Raw genomic sequence first — 22249 nt, forward strand, 5'->3', positions numbered from 1 at the left:
GCCGGTACCTACGCGGTGAGCGAGGACGCCTCGGCCGCGTACACCGCGACGTTCAGCGGCGATGGTGACGCGAACGGCAACATCACGCTGGCTCCGGGCGACAACAAGACCGTGATCATCACGAACAACGACGTTGCGGCGCTCCCGGCACAGCCGGTACTCGCGGTCGCCAAGACGGCCGACCCTCCTGGTGGGGACCCTGTCTCGCCGGGCCAGACGATCGAGTACCGCATCACCTATGCGAACAGCACTGCGACGACCGTGCCGGCGGCTGCCTTGGTCGACACCCTCGGCCCTGAGGTGACCCTCCAGCCCGGAACGCTCGTTCTCAACGGAACACCGATTCCGGACTCGGGCAACTACAACGCCGCTACGCGAGCGATCAACGTCGCGCTAGGGGCCGTACCACCGGGCGCGAGCGGTGCGCTCGTATTCAGAGTGACCGTTGGGACTCTGGCCGTATCCGGTGCAGGTATCGAGAACCGGGCGTCTTGGACCGAGAGCGGGATTCTCGCGGGAACGACCCCACTGGTGAGTCACGATGTCGTCTCACTCGACATCACCAAGAGCGTCCGCAACACCTCGGGCACCACGGTCCGCACGGGCAGCGTCCTGGAGTGGACCATCATGGTCACGAACAGCGGCCTGTTGCCCGTGACCAATGTGGTGGCTACCGACACGGTTCCCTCGGGGACAACGTATGTAAGGGGCAGCATCACGGGCCCTGGCAGCGATGACAGCAGGGCACCTTCGCTGAGGTGGAACATCGGGACATTGGCCGCAGGCGAGAGTGTCGAACTGACCCTCAGGTCGTCGGTCAACAGCAGCGTCTCGAATGGCACGACGGTTCGCAACCGGGCATGGGTGCGCTCCGACCAGACTCCGGTCGAGGCTGCGACGGCCGCGGTGGTTGTTCGCGATACGCCGACGTACGCTGTGCGCACGAGCGGTTCGGAGGACATCACCCTCGGTCTGATCGGCCTCCTCGCGATGCTCTCTCTCGGGTTCGCTTGGAGCGGCCGTTCGCGCAATCCGATGGGGCACGCTCGCAACCGACACATCACCTCCGCGCTGCTGTTCAGTGCGGTGATGATCATCGGGGGAATGGAAGTGGGCGCCTCGTACGGCCTGCCTCTGCCGTCCCCTGGTGAGGCGATCTCGTCCGCGATACGGCCCGCTGAGGCGAGTGACAGCTCGCTCAAGGCGCGCGCCGTTGCGAGCCGCAGGATCTCCAGCAGCGTCAGTATTCCCGCTATCGGCTTGAACGTCCGGCTCGTCGAGGGCAGCTCCATGAGCGCGCTGGCGAACGGAGTTTGGCGCCAGCCGACGTCGGCCAAGCTCGGCACGGCAGGTGCCTCCGTGATCGCCGGTCACCGAATTTCGAGCCAGTTCCGCCGTCTGCCCCAGCTTCGAGTGGGCGACAAGGTTCGAGTGAAGGTGGGCGGACGTACGTACACCTACCGAGTGGCATCCGTATCCACGCAGAAGGCCGCTGGCAACAAGCTCAGATTCCGCGTGGGCTCAAAGGCAAAGCTCATCCTGTACACCTGCGTGCCCAAGTGGCAGGGGGACAATCGTACCGTCGTGGTGTGTTATCCCGTGAAGAAGTAGAGCCGGGAGACGGCTGACCAAACACGTGATCTAACGAAGGGTCCTCTGCGGGGGGCCCTTCGGGAATACACCCACCTATGAAGTCCACGTCCAGAAGCCGGCAAGGCTCGGCGCCCGAAGCGCATCGTCCGGCGCATGGTCCGAGCGGGTCTGAGCACGCTCCCCACGATCGACCCCTCTCGGCGTTGCCAGCCACTCTGGGGCGCGGGCGCCGCTGGCTGCCGGGCATCGAGACGCTTCTGACCTACCGTCGCGAGTATCTGCCGGGTGACGTCTCGGCCGGGTTCGTGCTCGTTGCCCTGATGGTGCCGGTGGGGCTGGCCTACGCGCAGGTTGCAGGGTTGCCGCCGATCTACGGCCTCTACGCGTCGCTCGTGCCGTTGATCGCCTACTGGCTCACCGGCCCCTCGCCCGTGCTTGTCTACGGCCCTGACTCGTCGATCGCGCCGCTTGTGGCAGTGGCCGTGCTCCCGCTTGCGGCCGGAGACACGGCGACGGCGGTAGCGACGGCAGGGCTGCTGGCGGTGATGGTGGGGGCGATGAGCTTGGCCGCCGGTGCGCTTCGGCTGGGCCGGCTCACGGACCTGATCTCGCGCCCGATTCGTTACGGCTACCTGAACGGCATCGCTATCGTCGTCATCGTGAGCCAGCTTCCACGGCTGTTGGGCTTCTCCGTCGATGGTGACGCGATCTGGGAGCGGGCGGGAGCCATCGTCGCGGGGTTTGCGCAGACCAACGTTTGGGCGCTCGCAACAGGGTTGGGCGCCCTCGCCGTGATTGCCGGGTTCGACCGACTTGGACCGCGCTTCCCGGGCATGCTCGTGGGCGTGGTGGCGTCGATTGCCGCGTCGGTGGCCCTCGACCTGCCCGCGCACGGGGTCGCTGTCGTCGGCGCCATTCCTCAGGGACTTCCCGCGTTCACGTGGCCTGCGACGGTACCCCTCGACCGGACTATGTGGATGGCCGCGCTGGGCATCACGCTCGTGTCCATCGCCGACACGAGCGTGCTGTCACGTTCGCTCGCCGTTCGGCGCCGCGAGGATATCGATCCCGGCCGCGAGATTCTCGCACTCGGCGTGGTGAACCTGGCGACCGGCTTGTTCTCGGGCTTCCCCGTCTCGTCCAGCTCCTCGCGCACGCCCGCGGCAGAGGCCTCAGGTGCTCGCACGCAGGTCGCGGGACTCGTAGCAGCTGCAGGCATCGCACTCGTGCTGGTCGTCGGAACCGGGCTCTTCGCGGAGTTGCCCCAGCCTGCGCTCGCCGCAGTGGTGATCGCGGCTGTCGGCAAGTTGTTCGGGCCCAAACAGCTACGCGTGTTGCTGCGCGCAGATCGCTCGGAGTTCTGGCTGGCGATCGCGGCACTTCTTGGCGTGGTGCTTCTGGGCGTGCTCGAGGGCATCGGCTTGGCGATTGCGCTTTCGATCCTGGACTTCGTGCGCCGCGGCTGGCAGCCGAGAACTGCCGTGCTGGGCCGCGTCGATCAGTTGAAGGGCTACCACGACACGCAGCGGCACCCGGAGGCCAATCTGGTCCCGGGGCTCGTGATCGTGCGCTTCGACGCCCCGCTGTTCTTTGCCAACGCGAACCTGTTTCGCGAGCGGGTGCGCGGCGCCATCGAGGACGCACCCTACGATGTGCGTCGTGTCATGATCGCCGCTGAGCCGATCACCGAGATCGACTCGACCGCAGCAGAGGTACTGTGCGAGATGGCCGACGAGCTCGGGGACGCCGGGGTGGAGTGGACGTTTGCCGAGATGAAAGGTCCGGTGCGCGACAAGCTGGACCGTTTCGGGCTGGTCGAGCGTATCGGGCGCGATCGGTTCTTCCCGACGGTTGGCTCGGGCGTCACAGACTATCTGCGCACACAAAATGTCGACTACTCCGATTGGGAGGACGACGAGTCCGGTGCGTGAGAAAGGCCGCCGTGTCCGGGCGATCCGGCGCACGACGGCCTTTTGGCGGCGCGCTGCGATCCGCTACGGGAGGATGATCCCCGAGGGTCCGGCGACGATCTCGACAAGCTCGATCTCGAACGTCAGCTGCTCGCCGGCAAGCGGGTGGTTGAAGTCGAGCGTGACCATCTCGTCGCCCACGTCCTTGATGATGGCCGCCATATGCGATCCGTCCGGGGCCTGCAGTTCAACGGTCCAGCCCACCTCAGGCACCTGGTCGCCGAAGGCCTCACGCGGGAACTCCTGAACAGCCTCCTCCGCGCGCTCGCCGTATGCGTTGTCGGGCTCGATGTTGACGGTGGCGCTGCCGCCGATTTCGAGGTCAGCAACCGCCTCGTCGAAGCCCGGTATCACCTGACCTGCGCCCACTTCGAACTCGAGGGGCTCGCGTCCGGCGCTCGAATCGAACTCCGAGCCGTCCGCCAGAGTGCCGCGGTAGTGAACGCGTACCGTGTCGCCGGGTTTGGGTGCCATGGTTGAAGCCTCCTTCGGGCGGGGATGCCCGGTTTCGGGCTCGCTGGTCACTCTACCCGTTCAGGGCGTCCCGTGCTCGGCCTAGACACAGATGAGGGAGCCCCGATCGGGGCTCCCTCAGACGGTGCTATCTTCGCAAGGTGCTACTTCATCAGGGACTTCAGGGTTCCGGCCATCAGATCCATGAACCGAGCGAAGAACTCCTCGAAGCGGCCGATCTCGTCGGTCGTCCCATCGGGCGTGAAGTGGGCGCCGAAGTCGCCTCCGGCGACGCGTACCGAGATGTCCTGGATGCTCGTCATCATGCGCTCGAGGCGCCTGAACACGAGAGCATTCAGCATGAGCGCGATCACGATCGTGCCGGCGAGCAGTCCGCCGATGATAACGGCTCCGGTGTTCACCATCGTCACGCGGGCGGAGTCAGCTTGGGGGCTGATGTCCTCTATTGCGTAGACGACGCCCACCGGCTTACCCGAATCGTCATCCACCGGGAACACGACGTGTCCACGGCTCTTGTCGTCCTTGCTCCACCGCACGCCCCAGAAGTCGCCCTCACCGCCGACCTCGCCGTGACACATCAGTGAACAGGCACCGTTCTCGACGCCGACGATCTTGCCGATCTCGGGAATCGTATCCGGGGAGGCCTGGAGCTGCATCTCTTCGGAGATCGCCCCATCGGTGGTCGCGATCAAGACGTACGTCTCGCGCTCGTCCCAGTCGTTTGCGAGGCCGGCCTCTTCGGCGGCCTTCGCGTACTCCTCTTGGTTGAGTAGGGTCTTGTCGAGCATTAGGCCGTACTCGGCGCCCGTGATCAGCTTCAGTGACTCTACGTGCTTCTGCGCGCCCTCACGCGTAGTGAGGGGCCCGAACTCGTCGGCCCCTATCTCGCTGACTACGTTCCAGGCGGACACGCCCAGCGTCGCTGACTTCTGCTCGGTGACGTCGAGGCCTCCCGAGTACGACTCGTGCAGGTAGACCATCACTACCATCATCCCGATGAGGTTGACCGCGGCGACGCCGAGCAGAATCCTCGTTCTGATTGACCAGTTCTTCATCGAATCCCCCTTCGCCCGACCAAGGTCGGCGCATCATCATGCTGCCACTCTACCCCATCGGCATATCGCTGCTGCATCTTCACTTCCTGCATTCTATCGGCGAACGGTCGTCACGTTGCTGCGTACGATGGCAAGCGGGCGCGGCGCCCAGCGTGCGCGGTAGCTTGTCGAGCGCACCGGCTTGACGGCGTATGCGAACGAACCACCGTCTCCGGCGGTCGTGGAGCCGACAACCGCCCACCTGCTCGTCCCTGCGGGTGCCGCCTCGATGGCGATGGTCTCGCCCTTGGCGCCCGAGCCGTCTCCGAACTTGAGTGTACCGAAGACAAGCGAGGTTCTCCCGCCGCCCGCGTAGCCCGTCGATCCGAACGCGGTGAAGCGTGCGCCCACGCCCTTGGCGTACACGCTCGCCTTGGCAAGTCCTGCGGTCGCATACGGGTAGTTGTGGACGCCGTTGCTGCCGTCGCCCTTGACCAGAGATACATTCTTGTTCGCGGCGGACAGGAGCGTCTTGCCAGCGGTCGTCGAGGCGGCCCGGCGCTTCTTCGCAGCGGCGATGGCCGATTCAGCCCGGGCGACACGCGCCTCGGTAGCCTCCTGCCATGTATCGATCTCTTCCTGCAGCTCCTCGAGCGTCTGGCCGTGATGGCACGGCGAACAGGAGTCCACATCCCCGGGCTCATCGAACTGATCTTCCCACTTCGCGGCGTCGCCGGGCATCATGATCTTGAGGCGGTGGCTTCGGTTACCTGCGGTGCGAGGCATGTGGCATTCGTAGCATTCGGCCCCCGGCATCCACTTGCCGGTATCGCTGACGCCGAGCAGGCCCTTACCGCTTCGGATCTCCGCGGTGCCCTGAACGTGACACTTCATGCACAGCTCGTCCGCCTCGAGACGCAGTTTCGTGCTCGTGCCGGACTTCGGGTGAACTGCGTGGCATACGCCACACTCGATGTTGAGCGTGTCGCTTGCGATGCTGGAGCGGTGCAGCCCGATGTCGTTCGGTCCGTCGGCGCCGTATCCGATGCTCTGAAGGAACCCTTCGCCTGAGTGGCACGGCAGACACTCGTCTTGCAGGAAGGGTATGTAGAGCTGACCGTTCTGCGTCCGCAGCGAGTGCGAGTGCGCGGAGAGCTGCCACTCGTTGTACAGCCCGTCGCCGTGGCCGCCGGCTTTGAGATGCCCGGTGGGGAAGAAGGTCGGGTCAGTGGCGGGTATCGAAGGCTCGGGGTCCCCTAGCGACTTCTTGACCCACTGCGAGCCGAGGACCGTCCCGAAATCGGACAGCTTCTGATCGGGGGTGAACCCGTTGGGGCTCGACCACGATCCGTTCGTGGCGTTGCGCTGCTTCGACGTGAACTTCACGTGGCACTGGCCGCAGGTCTGGCTGCTGAGAGCTGTCGGGGTCCGCGAAACCGGCACGCCGGTGTTCCAGTGCTTGTCGCCGCCGTTCGCGGCGTGGCACGACTCGCAGCGGATGCTGTACTCGCTGAAGCTCGTGGGGGTGTCCGGCGCCATCTTGCTGCCGTTGGGCAGCGTGTAGCTTTGAGCCGCAGGGCGGTTCACGCCGGTGAAGTGGCACGGGCCGCAGTTCTGCAAGACCAGTCGCGGGCCAATGGCACCGGGGTTCCAGTAGCCCTCGTGCGACAGGTAGCGCCCGTTGAACAGGACGAGATCGTCCTTCGGCCCTGCCGTGGTGGGCTGGGTGTAGCCGGTAGAGAGCGTGTTGGCCTTGTCGTTACCGTACTTCGAGATGAAGCGCGTGGTATGCGAGTCATGTCCACCTAGCTGGTATGCGACGTCGGCGGGAGCGAACCGGAACGTGCCGCCAGCGAAGAGCGGCGAAGGCCACGCCGATGTGTTCGGGGCGGGGAAGATGCTGTCCACGCCGCCGATCTCGGCGACAGTCCGGACGTTGATGCTGTGCAGGGTGTTGACGTACGACCCCACCTGCCATCGCCCCGTGGTTCTGCCGTGACACTCGAGGCACTTCGAGCTCCCGGCGTACCCGATGCCGTTCGCCGTCGCCCCGAGCGCCTGGGCGGGTGCGGCGACGGCGATGACCGCCAGCCCCAGCACGAGTCCCGTGACCCATCTGCTCCGTCTCATCTTGGCTCCTTCGTTCTCTCGTGCCCCTTGTAATCCCGCGGTCACTTCCTCGTGCAGCCAGACGCGGATACCGTGCCTGGCAGAGCTTCTAGGGCCAGTACGTCGCCGTCGGCACGTCCGACGGCTCTGGGTGGTTGGTATCGGAGTGGTAGCCGTGGCAGCCTCCGGTCACGCAGCTCGCCTTCGTGAGGTCGGTAGGACGGTCGTACGTGCGCAAGAGCACTCCCGCCAGTCCGTCGTGGTTTTTCGCGATGTATGGATAGGTATCGGCAGGTCTGTCCGGACTGCTGACCGTGCGCACAAGAAGCCTCGGACTTAATGACGCGTGCGGTATGCGGATATGACAGTCGACGCACTTCTCGCCGTACCGCAGCGGGTGCCAGACCGGCGCACCGATGTGTTTGGCGTGCTGCGCATGGACGGGATTCCCCCCGGGATCGTCACTGCCCTCGACTGAGCCGAACGAGAGGCGGTGGCACTTCATGCAGATGACGCGGTCGGTTCCCGTGGCGGCGAACTGCGATTCAAGGCCCCGTGTCGGATTGGCGTACTGGGTCTGGCTGTACGCCGGGTCTATCCGGACCTTGACGGCGGACCCGTGCGGTCCCGTGGGCTCGACGTCGAACACATGGCAGTCGTCACACGCGATCTTCGCGTGGCGAATCTCATCCTCGGTTCGTAGCTCCTGACCGTTGATGGGTTTGAGCCACGCGGTGTCACCGGTGTTGGGGGGGAGCGCCCAGCGGTAGACAGTGCCGCGCGTGGAGTACTCCACCATGGGGAAGTTCTTGTCGGCGTTCGCGCCCACCGTCGCGGCAGCAACGACGTTGTGCCCGCCGCCGACCGGTGCGTTCAGAGCACCTCTCCATGCGGCGAATGGATTGGACCAGACGAAGCCGGCGGGGCGCGGGTCTTGCGTCGTGAAGCGCTTGTGGGGTGAAGCCGCGTGGCCGTTGCCGGGCGTGGCCGAACCGCTGTCGTGGCAGGAGATACAGCGCGTGTCGCGGCGGGCGATGGCGCTCTTCACCGCGTCGAGTCCCGCGTAGCGCCCGTTGCCGGGGTCGCGGCTGTCGGTGTGGCAGACCCGGCAGCTGGTGGCGCCGCCGCCGGCGATCGGTGCGCCGCTTGTGCCGGTGTGCGCAGTCACGAGGTCGGCGGAGTGGCAGCCGAAGCATCCGGTGTTCTCGCCGGCGGTGTAGGTGATGCCGTTGACCGTGCCGCTGCGGTTCGCGTTGTGGTCGGCGAAGTGCTGCGTGGATGTGTATCCGGTGTGACAGGGCTCAGCGTCCGGGCCCCCGCACGAAAGGTTGGAGGGTCTGGTACCGGCGACGTGACAGCCGTCGATCTCGCACCCCCCGGTGTGGAGTTCGGCGAGGTCGTTGGAGACGTGACAGCCGGATCGCACGCAGGAGCCCGGGTCGGGCTGGCCGGACGCGTTCATCTCCACGGCGTCATGCATGCCGGAAACACTCTTGTGGTTCGCAAACGACGAGTACCCTACGTGGCATCCGAGATCTGAGTCATTGCCGCCGCAACTCAGGAGTCCGGAGCCGTTGATCGAACCACCGATGCCGTGACAGCCGGTGATCGTGCAGCCGATCTCGGCGTGTAGCTCGCGCACATCAGTGGCCTCATGGCAGACGTCGCCGGAGCAGCTGTCGGCCGGCGTGCCGTCATCGTCGAGTGGCTGGCCCTCATGCGAGGAGTCGAGCGCTCCATGCGGAGCAGGAATGCCCGGTCGACCGTGGCAGTCGAGGCACGCGCCAGCCGTCGCACGTCGTGGCCAATCCGCAGCGACGGCCGCCGCTGTGACCCGGTTGTATCCGTGGCAGGCGCGGCAGACGTCGCCGCCGAGCGCCGAGCTGGGCCTGGAGTGCTCATCGGTCAGCTCGATCAGATGGCAGCTGCCGCACGACGTGCTGACCGAGGTGAGAGGGTCGACAAGCTGAGCGAGCGCCAGCGCCAGTCCTGCGCGGTGCAAGCGGGCATCCTCGTCGTGGGAGTACTCGTCGGACTCGTAGGTGATGTGACACCCGTCGTCACCATCGCCGCACCGGTACTCCTCAGGTACGTGCGCTTGGGCCTTGAGGTTGTGACAGATGGGTTCGTCGTCGTCACCCGCGCCGGAGCAGTCCTTGGGGCGGTCCGGATGAAGTGCGTGGAGATCGACCGACTGGTGGCACCCGGGGCCGGTCGACCCGCAGCCGGCGGCATCCGTCGCCTCCACGCTGGGCGCCAGCGATGCTGAGTGCATCGGCGAAGAGGATTCCTTCGCGTGGCACACCTCACAGGAGCGATCCTCCCAGTCGGCCAGTACCTGCTCGAGACCGCCGGAGCGCGCGTCGTTGTGGCACTCACCGCATCCGATGCTGTCGCCGTACGGGCTCCCCTTCGTCTCCGGTACCTTCTGATGAGACTTATAGAGGTCTCGATCGTGGCATGCTCGGCATTCGGCACCGGCCTTGCCGCGCTTCGTAGCCCTCATCACCACGGAGAAGTCAGTACCGATCGCCGTGTGCGTGGTCTCGCGGTAGTGACCGCGCGGGTAGGGATCGGTGATCCGCTCCTGGTCGCCCGCCTTCTCATCCGTGCCATCGTGGCATGACTGGCACTCATGCCCCTTGGAGCTGTGGCAGGGGATGCAGCCCACGCCCTCGTGCTCGTGACAGGTTCCGCACTCGGTGTCGGGGTGGTACGCGTTGAAGTCGGTGTACTCGGTCTCGTCGCCGTGACACCCTTCGCCGGAGTTGGTGCAGCCGCTGTCGCGAGACGCCTTGTAGTCGCTCGCCGTGGTGAAGGAATGCGCGGTGTCGGAGGGAGGATTCCAGGCCATGGTCATGGCGAGGAACGCGACCGCCCCCACAGAATAGAGCCCCACGCGCAGATTCTTTGCACGCGCGGCTGCGGCCCGTACTTTCGGGTCGGTGAGGGAGGCGAAGCTCGAAGCTTCGGAGAGGCGGTGCAAGTCGTCTTCGCGGGGCACGGAGAGACTCCTCGGTGGGGGTGTTGCGCCTAGCGGAGCTCGAGTCCGAAAACCTCGCTGGCCGCCTGTCGAAGGGCCTCTATCTTCTGCGGGTCATCCGGCTCGTCGGGGCCGACAAGCGACACGAGGAAACCACAGCGCAGAGCAAGCTCTCCCCGTGACTTGAAGACATCCAGATTGTTGCTGTCGATGTGCCGCTGAATCTGCTGGCAGTGGTCGTACAGTTTTCCCATGAGCTGCTCCTAGACAACGCCGGCGCCCCCGCGCGAATCTCTGTCTCACAATGTACACTAACCGGGCGTCCTTGCGTAAGAACCGTGCGCCCTCAACGCGGCCGAAAGGTCCGAAGCATACGTCGATCGTAACGAGTACAGGCGGTGGCTCGATGGGGGATTCCTACGCGCCGATCAAGGGCAAGTGCACGTGGTGGCGGGAGATGCCGGTAGAAGAGGACGCGTGGGACACGCGGCTCAAAGAGCACGAGAAACGCGTTCAGTGTTCGTGCTTCATCGAGGGGACCGGCTGGACGTCCACGAGAGGGGATGTCCCGAGCGACTGCCCTGAGAATCGGCGCTGCAGGTACTACATCAAGCACATCTGAGCGGTGCGCTTGCACGGCCCGCGTTGCGATACACGTCTTGAAGGAGTCAAAAACCTCCATGCAACTGAGAGCTCTCCCGCACGGCCAGAAGATGGCGGTGTTCGGCGGCGTGCTGCTGGCGCTGCTTCTCGGTGCGCTCGATCAGACGATCGTCGGGCCCGCGATACCTCAGATCGTGCGCGAGCTGGGCGGCATGGAGATGCTGGCCTGGCTGTTCACGATCTACTCGCTGACATCAACGATCGCCGTGCCGCTCGTGGGCAAACTGTCCGACCTCTACGGGCGCAAGTGGTTCTACATCGGCGGCATCTCGCTGTTCATGGCGGGCTCGGTGGCGTGCGGGCTTGCCGGTACTGATGCCGTGAACCAGGTGCTTGTGCCGCTGGGCATCACGCCGATGATGCAGCTCATCATCGCACGGGGAATCCAGGGTCTGGGCGGCGGCGCGATGATGGCCAACGGCATGGCCGTCGTGGGCGACCTGTTCGAGCCTCGCGAGCGCGGCAAGTATCAGGGCTTCACGGGAGCGATCTTCGGCCTGGCCTCGGTCGTGGGCCCGGCAGTCGGCGGATGGATCACCGACGTGGCCACGTGGCGCTGGATCTTCCTCGTGAACATCCCGCTCGGGCTGCTCGCCATAGGCGTGCTGTTGTTCTCGATGCCGCGACCCGTGCACGGGCAGCAGCATTCCATCGACTGGTGGGGAGCCATCGCGCTCGTCGTCGGCCTGGTGCCGCTGCTGCTCGCCTTGAACTGGGGTGGCGGGTACTACGAGTGGGTCTCTGCGGCCATCCTCGGGCTGTTTGCCGTGGCGGCCTTCGCTCTGATCGTGTTCGTGCAGATCGAACGCCGCGCATCCGAACCGATCCTCGACATGGTGCTGTTCAAGGACCGGGCGTTCTCCATGAGCATGCTGGCGCTGTTCTTCTCGGGCGTGGGCATGTTCGGATCGATCATGTTCTTGCCGCTGTTCATGCAGGTGGTTCAGGGTGCGAGCGCCGCATCTTCGGGGCAGCTGCTGATTCCCATGATGCTGTCCATGGTGGCCGGATCGATCGTGTGCGGACAGATCATCTCCCGGACGGGTCACTACAAGTGGCTCGGCGTGGGGGGCCTGACCGTGGCGACGGGCGGCATGCTCCTGCTCTCAGGCCTCGAGGTGGACACCACGCGAACGAGCTTGGTTCTTGCGATGATTCTCGTCGGAGCTGGAGTTGGCGTGACGATGCCGCTCTTCGCGATATCGCTGCAGTCGCAGTTCCAGACCCGGATAGGCGAAGTCACCGCCGCAGTCCAGTTCTTCCGCTCGATCGGCGGCACCGTCGGTGTCGCGCTTCTCGGTGGGGTCATGAACGCCGCCTTCGCGACGAACCTCGAGGCGCTGGTTGCGCGGGATGCGGTGAAGTTCGGTGCCCTGACGCCCGCCCTCACCAAGCTTGCGGCAGAGCCCGCGAAGCTGCTGAACGCCGGTGCCGTCGAGACGATCTCGCAGCAGATGCCGGCGGGTACGGAGCGCATCATGGCCGTCTTCCTCGTCGATCTGCAGCTGGCTTTGTCTGACGCGATCGCGCAGACGTTCCTCATCGGGGCCGGCATGATGCTCATCTCCGTGGTGGCCATGGTGTTCCTGCGCGAGGTGCCCTTGGCCGCCAAGGTGAAGGCGCCGCTGTCGGGCGAGGAGATCGGTGGCGAGCTGATCGTCTCGGAGAGCGTGCAACCCGCGGAGCATGAGCCGGTACTCGTGGAAGTCGAAGATGACAGCGACGTCGAGCGCTGATCCTCGCCGGCTGGCGGACTTCGTCGAACTGGTCGTTGCCAGCGGGCGCGAACACTATCGCGACTTCGCTTGGCGGCACACGAGCGATCCCTACCAGGTGCTGGTGAGTGAGGTCATGCTCCAGCAGACACAGGCAGCGCGCGTGGTGCGCTTCTACGAAGAGTGGCTCGGTGCGTTCCCCTCACTAGAGGCCCTGGCCGCCGCACCGCTTGAGGCGGTGCTGCGGGCCTGGCAGGGGCTCGGCTACAACCGCCGCGCGGTTGCGCTCAAGCGGCTGGCCGATCAGGTCGTGGATGACCGCGTCGCACGCGGTTGGACAGGGGCGGCCGAACTTCCCGCTGACGAGGAGGCGCTGCGCGCGCTGCCCGGCGTCGGCCCCGCCACAGCAGCCGGGGTGCTCGCCTTCGCGTACGACCGCCACGCCACGTACCTTGAGACGAACGTGCGCGCCGTCGTGCTGCACGAGCTGCTGGCGGACCGCGACGGGGTGCCTGATCGCGAGATCAGTGCGCTGGTGTCGCAGGCCGCGCAGGCGGCAGAAGCGGCCGGAATCACCGCGCGCACGTGGAACTACGCGCTGCTCGACCACGGTGCACACCTGAAACGCACGCTGCCGAACCCGTCGCGGCGCAGCGCGCACCACGCGCGACAGTCACCGTTTCAGGGCTCCCGGCGACAGAAGCGCGCGCGGCTGCTGAAGGCGGTCCTGGCGCAGCCCGGAGGCGATGAAGCGCAGTTGGCCGAGGAGACAGGCGTGAGCGTGGACGAGACGCGAGAACTGCTCACGGCCCTTGAGGCGGATGGCTTCTTGTGCCGACGCAGCGACGGCTGGAGCGTCGCCTGACGGCTACTCGGCGTACTGCTCCTCGACGAACCGTGCGGCCGCTTCGGGCCCACGGACGTGGCACAGCTCGCAGTACTCGGCTTGGTGGCAGTCGAAGCACGGGTTCGCGCCCTCGGCGATCACGGTCTGGCGATGGTTCTTCATCCACGGGGTGCCGGGCGTGCTGCTCGGGTGGTGGCAGGAGTTGCAGAAGTTGGTTCCTGCGGCCTCTGCGGCGTTGCGAGCGTGGCACGTGCCACACGCCTTCGAGTTCCTGATGCCCTCGCGGCCATGGTTCTTCGTGAAGCCCTCCGGGTGCGGCATGGGCACCTGATGGCAGTCGCCGCAAAATGAGGTCTTGTGACAGGTGTAGCACGAGTTGATCTCAGAAGAGGGAGTGAGCACCGGTCCCTTGGCATGTGCCGGATCCAGCGGCTCATGCTCGCTGTTGTACTGGGCAGCGGCCGCTACGGACGCGGACTCCTCTTTGGCGCTCTCAGCGTGGAGCGTCGACGACCCGTACCGCGTGTACCAACCCTTCAGGCGGTGGCTTGCGGGTTCGAGCGGGAAGCCTTTCGGGTGGCATGCCTCACAGGCGCCCGGCGCCTTCGGGTCGCTCTCGAGGCTGTGGCAGCGGAAGCACGCATCCATCGTCATCCAGTTGTCGTGCTTTCGGGTGCCTAAGACGAGGTCGATATCCTCCTCGGGGTGAGCCACACGGTTGTGACAGGTGGCGCAGGTCACCGCGTTCTCGGTGTGCATGGTGTGGTCGATGATGATGCCATCGGAGGGCGTGGGCTTGCGCGTCGCAAGGTTGTGACACTGCGTGCACTGCTCGTCGGGGGTCTCCATCGCTACGTGGCTTGCCGGGTTCACGGGGATCTCGTAGTTGTTGAAGATGGTCGCGGGAAGGTCCGGAAGCACCTTGATCTTCATCAGCGTCATGGTGAGAGGATCGGCGTTGACCGGCTCGTGGCACGCGATACAGGAGACGTTCGTGTGCGTCGAGGCCCGGTAGGCGAGCGTGTTGTCGTCGTGCACCTTGTGACACGGCGTGGTGCAGAACCACTCGTACGAAGTCCCGATGATCCCGCCGGCCCAGAAGACCACGAAGCCCATGACCGCCACGGTCAGCCAGACGATGATGCGGGGTCTCTTGCGGGGGTCTCTGAACGCAGCGATCGGCTTGAACTGCATCTGTCGTGCCTTTCGGACGCGCGGAGCATCTGTGGGTTTGGCACCACAGTATGCACCATAAGTGACTCTCGATTGCGACGCCGGAATCAGGCGCCGGAGGCGCCGCCAGCAGGCTCGCCATCGCTTTGCACGTCCAGGGCGTCGTGGGCTGCGTTGGACAGCTCGCGCTCCATCTGGTCGAAGCTGCGGCCGGTGGCGCGGGCGAGGCGCGTGACGTCATCGGCTTCCGGGCGAAGGCGACCGGCGCCGGACTTCACTCGGATGGGGCCATGAGCGGTCTCGACTTCGATCACCGTGCGCTCAACCGTGCTGCGAGTCAGTTCGAGCCGTCGCACACCCAGGGTTCCGGTCAGCGCGTGGATCGCTTCGGCGAGGCGGTCGGCATCGTCCCCACGGCAGAGCACTGACAGCACAACTCCCAGCCGCTGCTTCTTCATGGTGGCGCCCGAAGTCCAGACGTCGAGAGCCCCTGACCGGGCAAGCTCCACGGCAGCGTGGGCGACCGCTTCGGGACTGAGGTGGTCGAGGTTACTCTCGAGCAGGACGACGGACTCGACGCCGTGGCCCGACGATGCCCGCATGGCATCACCGATGATCAGGCGTGCGATGTTGGGCGCCTCGGCCAATTCACGCGAGCCGGCGCCATGACCGGTAGCGCGCGGTACCAGGGGAGGCAGCGGGCCGAAGACATCGGCAAGGACGGCCACGAGAGCGGCCCCGGTAGGAGTGGTGAGCTCACCGGTCGAGGGGCCCGGCACTACCGGAACACCCTCCAGCAGGAGCGCGGTGGCCGGTGCGGGAATCGGCAGAATACCGTGCGCGGTGTGGACGGTTCCTGAGCCGACGGCGACCGGGGACACGACCAGGCGCTCGATCGCGAGCCGCTCGAGGCCGAGTGCCACGCCCACGACGTCGACGATCGAATCGATGGCTCCGACTTCGTGGAAGTGGACATCGTCGGGTGCCACGCCGTGAACTCGGCCTTCTGCCTGGGCGAGCCTCTCGAAGACGGCCAGTGCGCGCTGGCGGGCACGTTCGGGCACGGCAGCCTCTGCGAGCAGCTCTCGGATGTCGCTCCACGTGCGGTGGGCGGCATCACCGGACGCCTCGACCGAGACAGTCACGCCCTCGACGCCTCGGCGGCTTGCTCGTCCGATGCTGATGGCTATCTCGGGCGCCATGCTTGCCACCGCAGCTGCTAGATCGTCCACGGTGAAGGCCGGCGATGATGCGTCGGTGTGGGCACCGATGTCGAGCAGCGCGCCGAGGAACTTGTCGCCCGATACGCCCGTCGATGCGTCGAGATGGGCTATCACGGCGCCGCCTCTTCGGTATCGGGATTCGCCGCCATGAGTTCCGCCCAACCGGGTCGGTTGATGCGCGTCGCCAGCACCGCGGCACCGAATCCGTTGTCTATGTTGACGACGCCGATGCCACCCGCGCACGAGTTGAGCATGGTGAGCAGCGCGGAGACGCCACCGAAGTTCGCGCCGTAGCCGACGCTTGTCGGGACGGCCACCACCGGGACGGCGACCAGGCCGGCGATGAGCGATGGCAGCGCACCCTCCATGCCCGCGACGGCGATGACGACGCGGGCGTCCCGGAGCAGGTCGATGTGCGCGAGCGCTCGGTGCACGCCCGCGACCCCGACGTCGTAGAGGCGCGTGACGCGGCTGCCCATGACCTCGGCGGTGACCGCGGCCTCCTCCGCGACGGGCGTGTCCGCGGTTCCCGCGCTGGCAACCACGATGTGGCCCATGGGCGTGAGTTCGCGGCGACGATCGACGAGGACCATGCGGGGCTGTTCGAGCCACTGCATGTCCGGGCACGCGTGGGAGAGGGCTTCTGCATGTGCTGCGGAGGCCCGGGTGCCCAGCACCACATCGGAGCGCTCGAGCAGTGCGCACGCTATCGATGCCACCTGGTCGGGCGTCTTGCGCTCGCAGAAGATGACTTCGGGGAAGCCGCACCGATCGGTACGGTGGTGATCGACGCGCGCCTCCACCGCACCGGTGCCACCGGCGACCTCGGAGAAGTAGAGCTCATCGACGCGCGCTGCAGCGTCCTCGGGACGGGTGGATCCGGTGGCTACGGATTTCAGGAGTCTCAGCAGGTGATCGGATTCCATCGGGGCTCCGTGACGACAGGGCAGCCGCATAGGCTGCCGCGTGCGGGGCGGGTCTGAGCGTTCGGTATACTTGTACCATGACGCCGTGGTCCTCAAGCTCACGGCGTGTCATTTCGGCGGGGAGCACCGTGCCACAACACCCTCTACACCTGCGAGTAACACCGGACGAGCGTCTCTACGCTCGTGCGCGGTGGGCATTCGTCGTTGCACTCGCGTTGCTGCCTCTGGTCGGTTTGACCGTGCCGGGGGGCCGACGCGAATTCTGGCCGTACTTCGGTTTCCTGTGCGTGCTTGCCATCAACAGTGCCGTGCTCTCTTGGTACTCCCGCACCGATGGACCGAGTCTTCGCACGGCGATGATGCGGGTGCTGGGTCCTGATCTGGTCGTCGTCGCAGGGTTCACCTACCTCCTCTACGATGTGGAGATCGGCTTCTACCCCGCCGCGGTCGTGTTGCCCGCCGTCTATGCGCTCGTGATGTCGCGACGCGAGGCATGGATCGCAGGATTCGGGGCTGCTCTGGCCTACGTCGTCGGGCACGCGTTCGCGCACATCACTTCGCTGGAACCCGGCCCTCTGGTAGTGCACGCGCTTGGGGCTGCGGCTATTCCGCTGCTGACGGGGATGGTTGCGGTCTCGGTGGAGCGCAGACGCCAGCGCGAAGAGGAAACCGTGATGGCGGTCGGGCAGCGCGAGGTGGCGCTCGAGCAGATCAACCGGCGCGTCTCCGAGCTCAAGGCGATCTCGCAGATCACCGAGATCGTTCACTCATCCCTCGACTTCAGTCGCGTGGGCCCGCTCGTTCTCGAGGTCATCGCCAAGGTCCTCGGTATCGGAACGTGCTGCTTGTTCGTCATCGACAAGGAACGATCAGAGACGCTGTTCTCAGCCAGCATCGGCTCCCTTGCGGGTGTTTCGCCGATCGACTCGTCGGGACAGATGCGCTACGGCGCTCTGGAGGATCACTTCTCATGCACGGCGGCGTTCGACCACGCGCAGATGATGGTCCTCTTCTGCGCGAGCGCTGAAGAGCTTGACGGGCTGTCGAAGGAGGACCGCCTCGTTCTGTCCGCGGTCGCCAGCGAACTCGTGGTCGCGGCGGAGAACTCGCGGCTCTACACCCTGACGAAGAAGCTCGCGAGCACCGACGAACTCACCGGGCTCGCCAACTACCGCCACCTCCAGATGACGCTCGACGAGGAGATCAGCCGGGCGCAGCGCTACTCGAAGCAGTTCTCGCTCCTGATGCTCGATGTCGACGATTTCAAGGGCTTCAACGACTCGCATGGGCACATCGCCGGCGATGTCGCGCTGGGCGATCTGGCTCGGGCGATCGAGGATGCCGTTCGTGAGGTGGACCTTGTCGCCCGTTACGGTGGCGAGGAGTTCTCGGTGGTGCTGCCTGAGACCGATGCCTCCGGAGCGTACGTCGTCGCGGAGAAGGTTCGCGAGTCGGTCGCACAGGCGCGATTCGCCGACGCGGACGGCAACCGCGATCATCACCTCACGGTCTCCATAGGCCTGGCGACGTTCCCCGTTCACGGGGAGGATAGGGAGTCTATTCTGCGCGAGGCCGACGACGCGCTGTATCGGGCGAAGAGTGGCGGGAAGAACCGGGTGCGGACTCCCCAGCCCCGGGTGCGCGAATCTGCGGGTTCGGATTCGAGCGGAGACGTACCCGAGCCCGCCGCACTCGACGACGAGGCAACCTCAGGAGCGTGATCTCGATGGTCAAGTACGCCTTTCTTGGTCCTGCGGGCACCTTCACCGAGGAGGCGCTGCTCTCGCTTGGCGTGCCTGACGTGGAGCCGGTGCCGTGCGTTTCCCTAGAGGAAGTGTTTGAGGCCGTCGCACGGGGTCAGGCTGACGCGGGTGTGGTGCCCATAGAGAACTCGGTGGAGGGCAGCGTGAACGCGACGCTCGACTCCCTGGCGTTCGATACCCAGTTGGAGATCCAGTCAGAGTTGGTGCTCGACATCCATCACGCCCTGATCACGGCGCCCGGTGTAGATCTTGCGGCTGTTGCGACGGTGGTCTCCCACCCGCAGGCCACGGGGCAGTGCCGGCGCTGGCTTGCCCGCAACCTTCCCGGCCGGACGGTCGTGGCCGCCAACTCGACAGCGGAGGCCGTGCAGAGGGCGGTGGGCGACCCGACGGTTGCCGCGGTGGGAACCCGGTTGGCGGCCGACCTTCACGGCGGCGAAGTGCGCGAGCCTGCGATCGAGGACTACGCCGGCAACCAGACGAGATTCGTGGTCATCGGGCGCGGCCTCAGGGAGCGTACGGGAGACGACAAGACCTCGCTCGCGCTCTTTCTCAAGGCGGACAAGGCCGGCGCGCTGCTGATGATCCTGTCGGAGTTCGCTTACGCTGAGATCAGTCTGACGAAGATCCAGTCGCGCCCGACGAAGCGCCAGCTGGGCGACTACATGTTCTTCGTCGACTTCCACGGGCATGTCGAGGATGCGCACGTCCGTACCGCGCTCGACTGCCTACGGCTCAAGTTGCGCGAGGTGAAGGTGCTCGGCAGCTACCCGTGCGCAGCGAGCCAGGTCTGAGAAGCCCGGCTCAGCGCTCGAAGACTCGGCCTGCGTCGTTGACGCCCGCCGTACGCTTGATGGCTGCGATGACCTTCGCCTCGCTGCCGCGTCCGGTCTCCACGACGTAGCGCCCGTCTCCCATGTCGAGGATGTTCGTCGACCGGACCTCGGCGGCCGCCAGCACTTCGTTGATGTCCGCGTCCTGCGTGATCCAGATCGAGATGACCCCGTCCACCGGCTCCAGACCGGAGACGCGTACGATGACCTTGTCGCCGTCATCGCTCGCGCCTGAATCCGCGCCGCCGCAGTCCCTGAGAAGGAGCAGTAGAAGGATGATGGCGATGATTCCGAGGATCGTGAGCACCAGCCCCCAGAGGCTGCGCTTCGGCCGCTGCTCCTCGGCGTCAGGATCTGCGGGGTCGTAGGGCTCGGCTATCGGGTCTGGTGTCTCCGGCGTCATCCGGGCCCCCTCTCAGTCGGCGAAACGTCGAACCGGGCAGCGCCTCGGTCCCCTTGTTCCTCAGTATAGCTGGCGATCAGGCACCCGCGTCACAGGTCAGGACTCCAGATGCGCCAGCGGTGTTCGGGATCCGATTTCGCGGCGTACATCGCCAAGTCGGCCTTGACCACCACGGAGCGCGCGTCGTCTTCCTCGGGATCGAAGATGGCGAAGCCGATCGAAGCATCTACGACACAGTCGGCTCCGCACACGGTCATCGGTGCGCAGATCGCATCGTGCAGGCGCTCGGCGAGCGGACCGAGCTCCTCGCGTGATTGAAGGCGCGGGAGCACGACGACGAACTCGTCACCACCGAGCCGTGCGACCAGATCCTGTTCTCGAATGAGCGACTGGATGCGCCGACCGACCTCTATGAGCACCTGGTCGCCGGTCTCATGGCCGTGAGCATCGTTGATCGGCTTGAACTTGTCCAAGTCCAGATAGGCAAGGGCGAGCACGTCGTGGTGTCGATGAACTCCGGCTATGGCGATTCGCAGACGATCCTCGAAGGCCGGGCGGTTGGGAAGACCGGTAAGCGAGTCGTGATAGGCGAGGTGCACCAGTCGGCTCCGCGCCGCTTCAAGTTCGCGCATGTCGTGTATCACGGAGAGGATGGCCGGCCCGAGGGGCGTCTCGACCCTGCGCGCTCTCACCCGCGTGGGCAGCACCGTTCCATCCTTGCGCAGTAGGCCCGAGTCGAAGTCGAGCCCGCCGTCGTGAAGGATGGCCTCGAGGCGCCCTGCGGCGCCTCGGATCGAGTCCGGATCCACCCAGCCGAACGGTTTGAGGGCGCGCATCTCCTCGTCGGTGTACCCCAGTGCGCTCAGGGCGCCGGACGAGTAGTAAGACAGCTCGCCGTCGGGCCCGTGCACCAACACCGGATCGGGAGACGCATCGAACAGCGCGTGCCACATCTCGACCCGCTGCTCAGGGGTCAGCTCCGCGTCGAGGCTGGTCTTGTGTCGGTCGGTATCGCTCATGTGCGTAGCATACCCGCCTAAGCGTAGGGAGTCGTCGCCCGCGGGTCTGTCGCCTAACGGGGACTGGACTTGCGGGAGCGATACATCGCGAGGTCGGCGCGGGTGAGCAGCGACTCGGCGTTCTCTCCCGGCTGCCGTATGGCGGAGCCCAAGCTGGCGCTCACCGTGATGGTTGTCGATCCGAGGTCCATCGGACGCGCGATCTCCGCTGCGAGCTTCGCGGCTATCGTCGTCAGTTCGGAGTCGGTGGTGAGCCGGGGCACGAGGACCACGAACTCATCGCCGCCCGGGCGCGCCACCGTATCGCTCTCTCGGATCGCTCCGGCGAGGCGGTTGGCTACCTCGCGTAGGACGTCGTCGCCGACCGCATGCCCGTACGTGTCGTTCACCGGCTTGAAGTCGTTCAAGTCAAGGAAGATGACGCCCACCTTATCTCCGTATCGATCCGAAAGCGCTAGGGCGTGCGCCAGCTCGCTTTCCAGCAGCACTCGGTTCGCGAGTCCGGTCAGCGTGTCGTGATAGGCGAGGTAGCGCATCGCCTCCTCGTTCTCCATGCGCTCGCTGACGTCGCGCACCGATGAGATCACGATCTGCTGGCCGGCGCTTTCGATGATGACCGAGTGGATCTCGAGGTGCGCCTCCGCACCTGAGGGGCCGTGTCCATGACTCTCGAATCGCAGCTCCCCCTCGGCGATCATGCTCTTCATGAGCTCGGCAAGGACCGGCCGCTGTTCGTCCGATACCCATCCGAACGGGCCCAGGGCTCGAGCTTCATCGAGGGAGCTGACCCCCCACGGAACCATCGCCGTACGGTTGGCGAAGAGGAGTTCGCCATCGAGGGTGTGGCAGACGATGCCATCCGTGACGTAGTTCAGCATGAGAGTGCGCAGCGTCAGGTCGCCCTCCAGCGTCTCCGATTCCTGCGCCTCGCGTACCAGAAGCACGACGCATTCGTCCGGATCGTGGCACGCCTTGGCCGTGAACTCGCCGACGAAGCCACCGCCGTGCGCGCGCAGCTGCAAGGCCCGGAACGCACGCGGCTGGCCGTTACACGAAGCGAGCTCACCGGACATCACGTCGCGCTCGAACTCCGGGCACAAAGCGGCGAAGGGCACGCCGATCATCTCGGTTCTCGGTCGGCCGTACAGGGCAAGGGCGAGCTCGTTTGCGGCCGTCACCTCGCCCCCGCGGCTCACAATGACGCAGGCGTCACCCAGCGAGTTGATGAAGCGGTCGGTCATCTCAGCGTCGGTCAGGATCATGAGCGCTTCACCTCCTGCCGGGGAGCGCGTGAGCTTGTAGGGACGTCGGCGTCAGTACCTCTTCTTCGGAAGGTTAACGAACCTACATGAGCATTTCAGGGTGAATCGGCGACGAGCGGTATGAAATATACCCCAAACGGTATTTTCTCAACGGTCAGCGCGGGGGATTCGGCCGATATCGCTTGAGCGCGACGCCTGGGGCGGCGTAGTATCTGCGCAGGGGGAGCGGCCACGATCGTGCAGGCCGACCGGGATGCCA

The 22249-nt window shown here is 65.8% G+C and carries 18 protein-coding genes; 7 read left to right on the forward strand and 11 right to left on the reverse strand.

From position 1 onward, the window contains the following. A partial coding sequence (locus U1E26_11485; GenBank protein ID MDZ4170257.1) for a sortase occupies positions 1 to 1611 on the forward strand: 1611 nt, incomplete at its 5' end. Between the two features lie 185 nt (positions 1612 to 1796). Further along, the gene (locus U1E26_11490) at positions 1797 to 3524 is read left to right on the forward strand and encodes a SulP family inorganic anion transporter (GenBank protein ID MDZ4170258.1); all 1728 of its coding nucleotides are present in this window, start codon (positions 1797 to 1799) and stop codon (positions 3522 to 3524) included. 63 nt (positions 3525 to 3587) lie between these two features. Here U1E26_11490 and U1E26_11495 read toward each other — a convergent pair whose 3' ends face one another. The 5 genes from U1E26_11495 to U1E26_11515 form a co-directional block, all read right to left on the reverse strand. Continuing rightward, positions 3588 to 4037: a peptidylprolyl isomerase gene (locus U1E26_11495; protein ID MDZ4170259.1), complete on the reverse strand. Its 450-nt coding sequence runs from the start codon at positions 4035 to 4037 to the stop codon at positions 3588 to 3590. A 143-nt stretch (positions 4038 to 4180) separates the two neighbouring features. After that, a complete protein-coding gene (locus U1E26_11500) occupies positions 4181 to 5092 on the reverse strand; it encodes a hypothetical protein (GenBank protein ID MDZ4170260.1) in 912 nt (303 codons plus the stop codon). A 93-nt stretch (positions 5093 to 5185) separates the two neighbouring features. Further along, positions 5186 to 7201 carry an ammonia-forming cytochrome c nitrite reductase subunit c552 gene (locus tag U1E26_11505; protein ID MDZ4170261.1) on the reverse strand — a complete coding sequence of 672 codons (2016 nt, stop codon included), beginning with the start codon at positions 7199 to 7201 and terminating at the stop codon, positions 5186 to 5188. 88 nt (positions 7202 to 7289) lie between these two features. Beyond that, positions 7290 to 10184, reverse strand: a complete 2895-nt coding sequence (locus U1E26_11510; protein MDZ4170262.1) for a hypothetical protein — start codon at positions 10182 to 10184, stop codon at positions 7290 to 7292. A gap of 29 nt (positions 10185 to 10213) precedes the next feature. Continuing rightward, complete coding sequence (locus U1E26_11515) at positions 10214 to 10417, reverse strand: hypothetical protein (protein ID MDZ4170263.1); 204 nt, start codon at positions 10415 to 10417, stop codon at positions 10214 to 10216. 152 nt (positions 10418 to 10569) lie between these two features. Here U1E26_11515 and U1E26_11520 point away from each other — a divergent pair, with 152 nt between their 5' ends. From U1E26_11520 to U1E26_11530, 3 genes are read left to right on the forward strand one after another with little or no spacing between them, the layout of a single operon-like run. Beyond that, the gene (locus U1E26_11520; protein ID MDZ4170264.1) at positions 10570 to 10785 is read left to right on the forward strand and encodes a hypothetical protein; all 216 of its coding nucleotides are present in this window, start codon (positions 10570 to 10572) and stop codon (positions 10783 to 10785) included. A gap of 58 nt (positions 10786 to 10843) precedes the next feature. Further along, complete coding sequence (locus U1E26_11525) at positions 10844 to 12562, forward strand: MDR family MFS transporter (GenBank protein MDZ4170265.1); 1719 nt, start codon at positions 10844 to 10846, stop codon at positions 12560 to 12562. Continuing rightward, positions 12540 to 13406 carry an adenine glycosylase gene (locus U1E26_11530; GenBank protein ID MDZ4170266.1) on the forward strand — a complete coding sequence of 289 codons (867 nt, stop codon included), beginning with the start codon at positions 12540 to 12542 and terminating at the stop codon, positions 13404 to 13406. Before U1E26_11525 ends, U1E26_11530 begins: the two co-directional genes overlap by 23 nt. A gap of 3 nt (positions 13407 to 13409) precedes the next feature. Here the strand turns inward: U1E26_11530 and U1E26_11535 are convergent, their stop codons facing one another. The 3 genes from U1E26_11535 to larB all read right to left on the reverse strand — a co-directional run bounded on the left by U1E26_11535 (position 13410) and on the right by larB (position 16710). Further along, on the reverse strand, positions 13410 to 14582 hold the full coding sequence (locus U1E26_11535; protein MDZ4170267.1) for a cytochrome c3 family protein: 1173 nt from the start codon (positions 14580 to 14582) through the stop codon (positions 13410 to 13412). A gap of 86 nt (positions 14583 to 14668) precedes the next feature. Continuing rightward, on the reverse strand, positions 14669 to 15898 hold the full coding sequence (gene larC, locus U1E26_11540; protein ID MDZ4170268.1) for a nickel pincer cofactor biosynthesis protein LarC: 1230 nt from the start codon (positions 15896 to 15898) through the stop codon (positions 14669 to 14671). Next, positions 15895 to 16710 carry a nickel pincer cofactor biosynthesis protein LarB gene (larB, locus tag U1E26_11545; protein ID MDZ4170269.1) on the reverse strand — a complete coding sequence of 272 codons (816 nt, stop codon included), beginning with the start codon at positions 16708 to 16710 and terminating at the stop codon, positions 15895 to 15897. The genes larC and larB overlap by 4 nt, the downstream gene beginning before the upstream one ends. Positions 16711 to 16838: 128 nt before the next feature. Between larB and U1E26_11550 the strand changes: the two genes are divergently transcribed. Both U1E26_11550 and pheA read left to right on the forward strand, forming a co-directional pair. Next, a complete protein-coding gene (locus U1E26_11550; protein ID MDZ4170270.1) occupies positions 16839 to 18431 on the forward strand; it encodes a GGDEF domain-containing protein in 1593 nt (530 codons plus the stop codon). A gap of 5 nt (positions 18432 to 18436) precedes the next feature. Then, positions 18437 to 19267 carry a prephenate dehydratase gene (gene pheA / locus U1E26_11555; GenBank protein MDZ4170271.1) on the forward strand — a complete coding sequence of 277 codons (831 nt, stop codon included), beginning with the start codon at positions 18437 to 18439 and terminating at the stop codon, positions 19265 to 19267. A gap of 10 nt (positions 19268 to 19277) precedes the next feature. On the opposite strand, the gene U1E26_11560 is transcribed toward pheA, so the two are convergent. The 3 genes from U1E26_11560 to U1E26_11570 all read right to left on the reverse strand — a co-directional run bounded on the left by U1E26_11560 (position 19278) and on the right by U1E26_11570 (position 21990). Further along, the gene (locus tag U1E26_11560) at positions 19278 to 19709 is read right to left on the reverse strand and encodes a hypothetical protein (GenBank protein MDZ4170272.1); all 432 of its coding nucleotides are present in this window, start codon (positions 19707 to 19709) and stop codon (positions 19278 to 19280) included. 89 nt (positions 19710 to 19798) lie between these two features. Continuing rightward, on the reverse strand, positions 19799 to 20728 hold the full coding sequence (locus tag U1E26_11565) for a sensor domain-containing diguanylate cyclase (GenBank protein ID MDZ4170273.1): 930 nt from the start codon (positions 20726 to 20728) through the stop codon (positions 19799 to 19801). Between the two features lie 53 nt (positions 20729 to 20781). After that, the gene (locus U1E26_11570; protein ID MDZ4170274.1) at positions 20782 to 21990 is read right to left on the reverse strand and encodes a diguanylate cyclase; all 1209 of its coding nucleotides are present in this window, start codon (positions 21988 to 21990) and stop codon (positions 20782 to 20784) included. Positions 21991 to 22249: the final 259 nt, after the last annotated feature.

Source organism: Coriobacteriia bacterium (assembly GCA_034370385.1).
Lineage (GTDB): Bacteria > Actinomycetota > Coriobacteriia > Anaerosomatales > PHET01 > JAXMKZ01.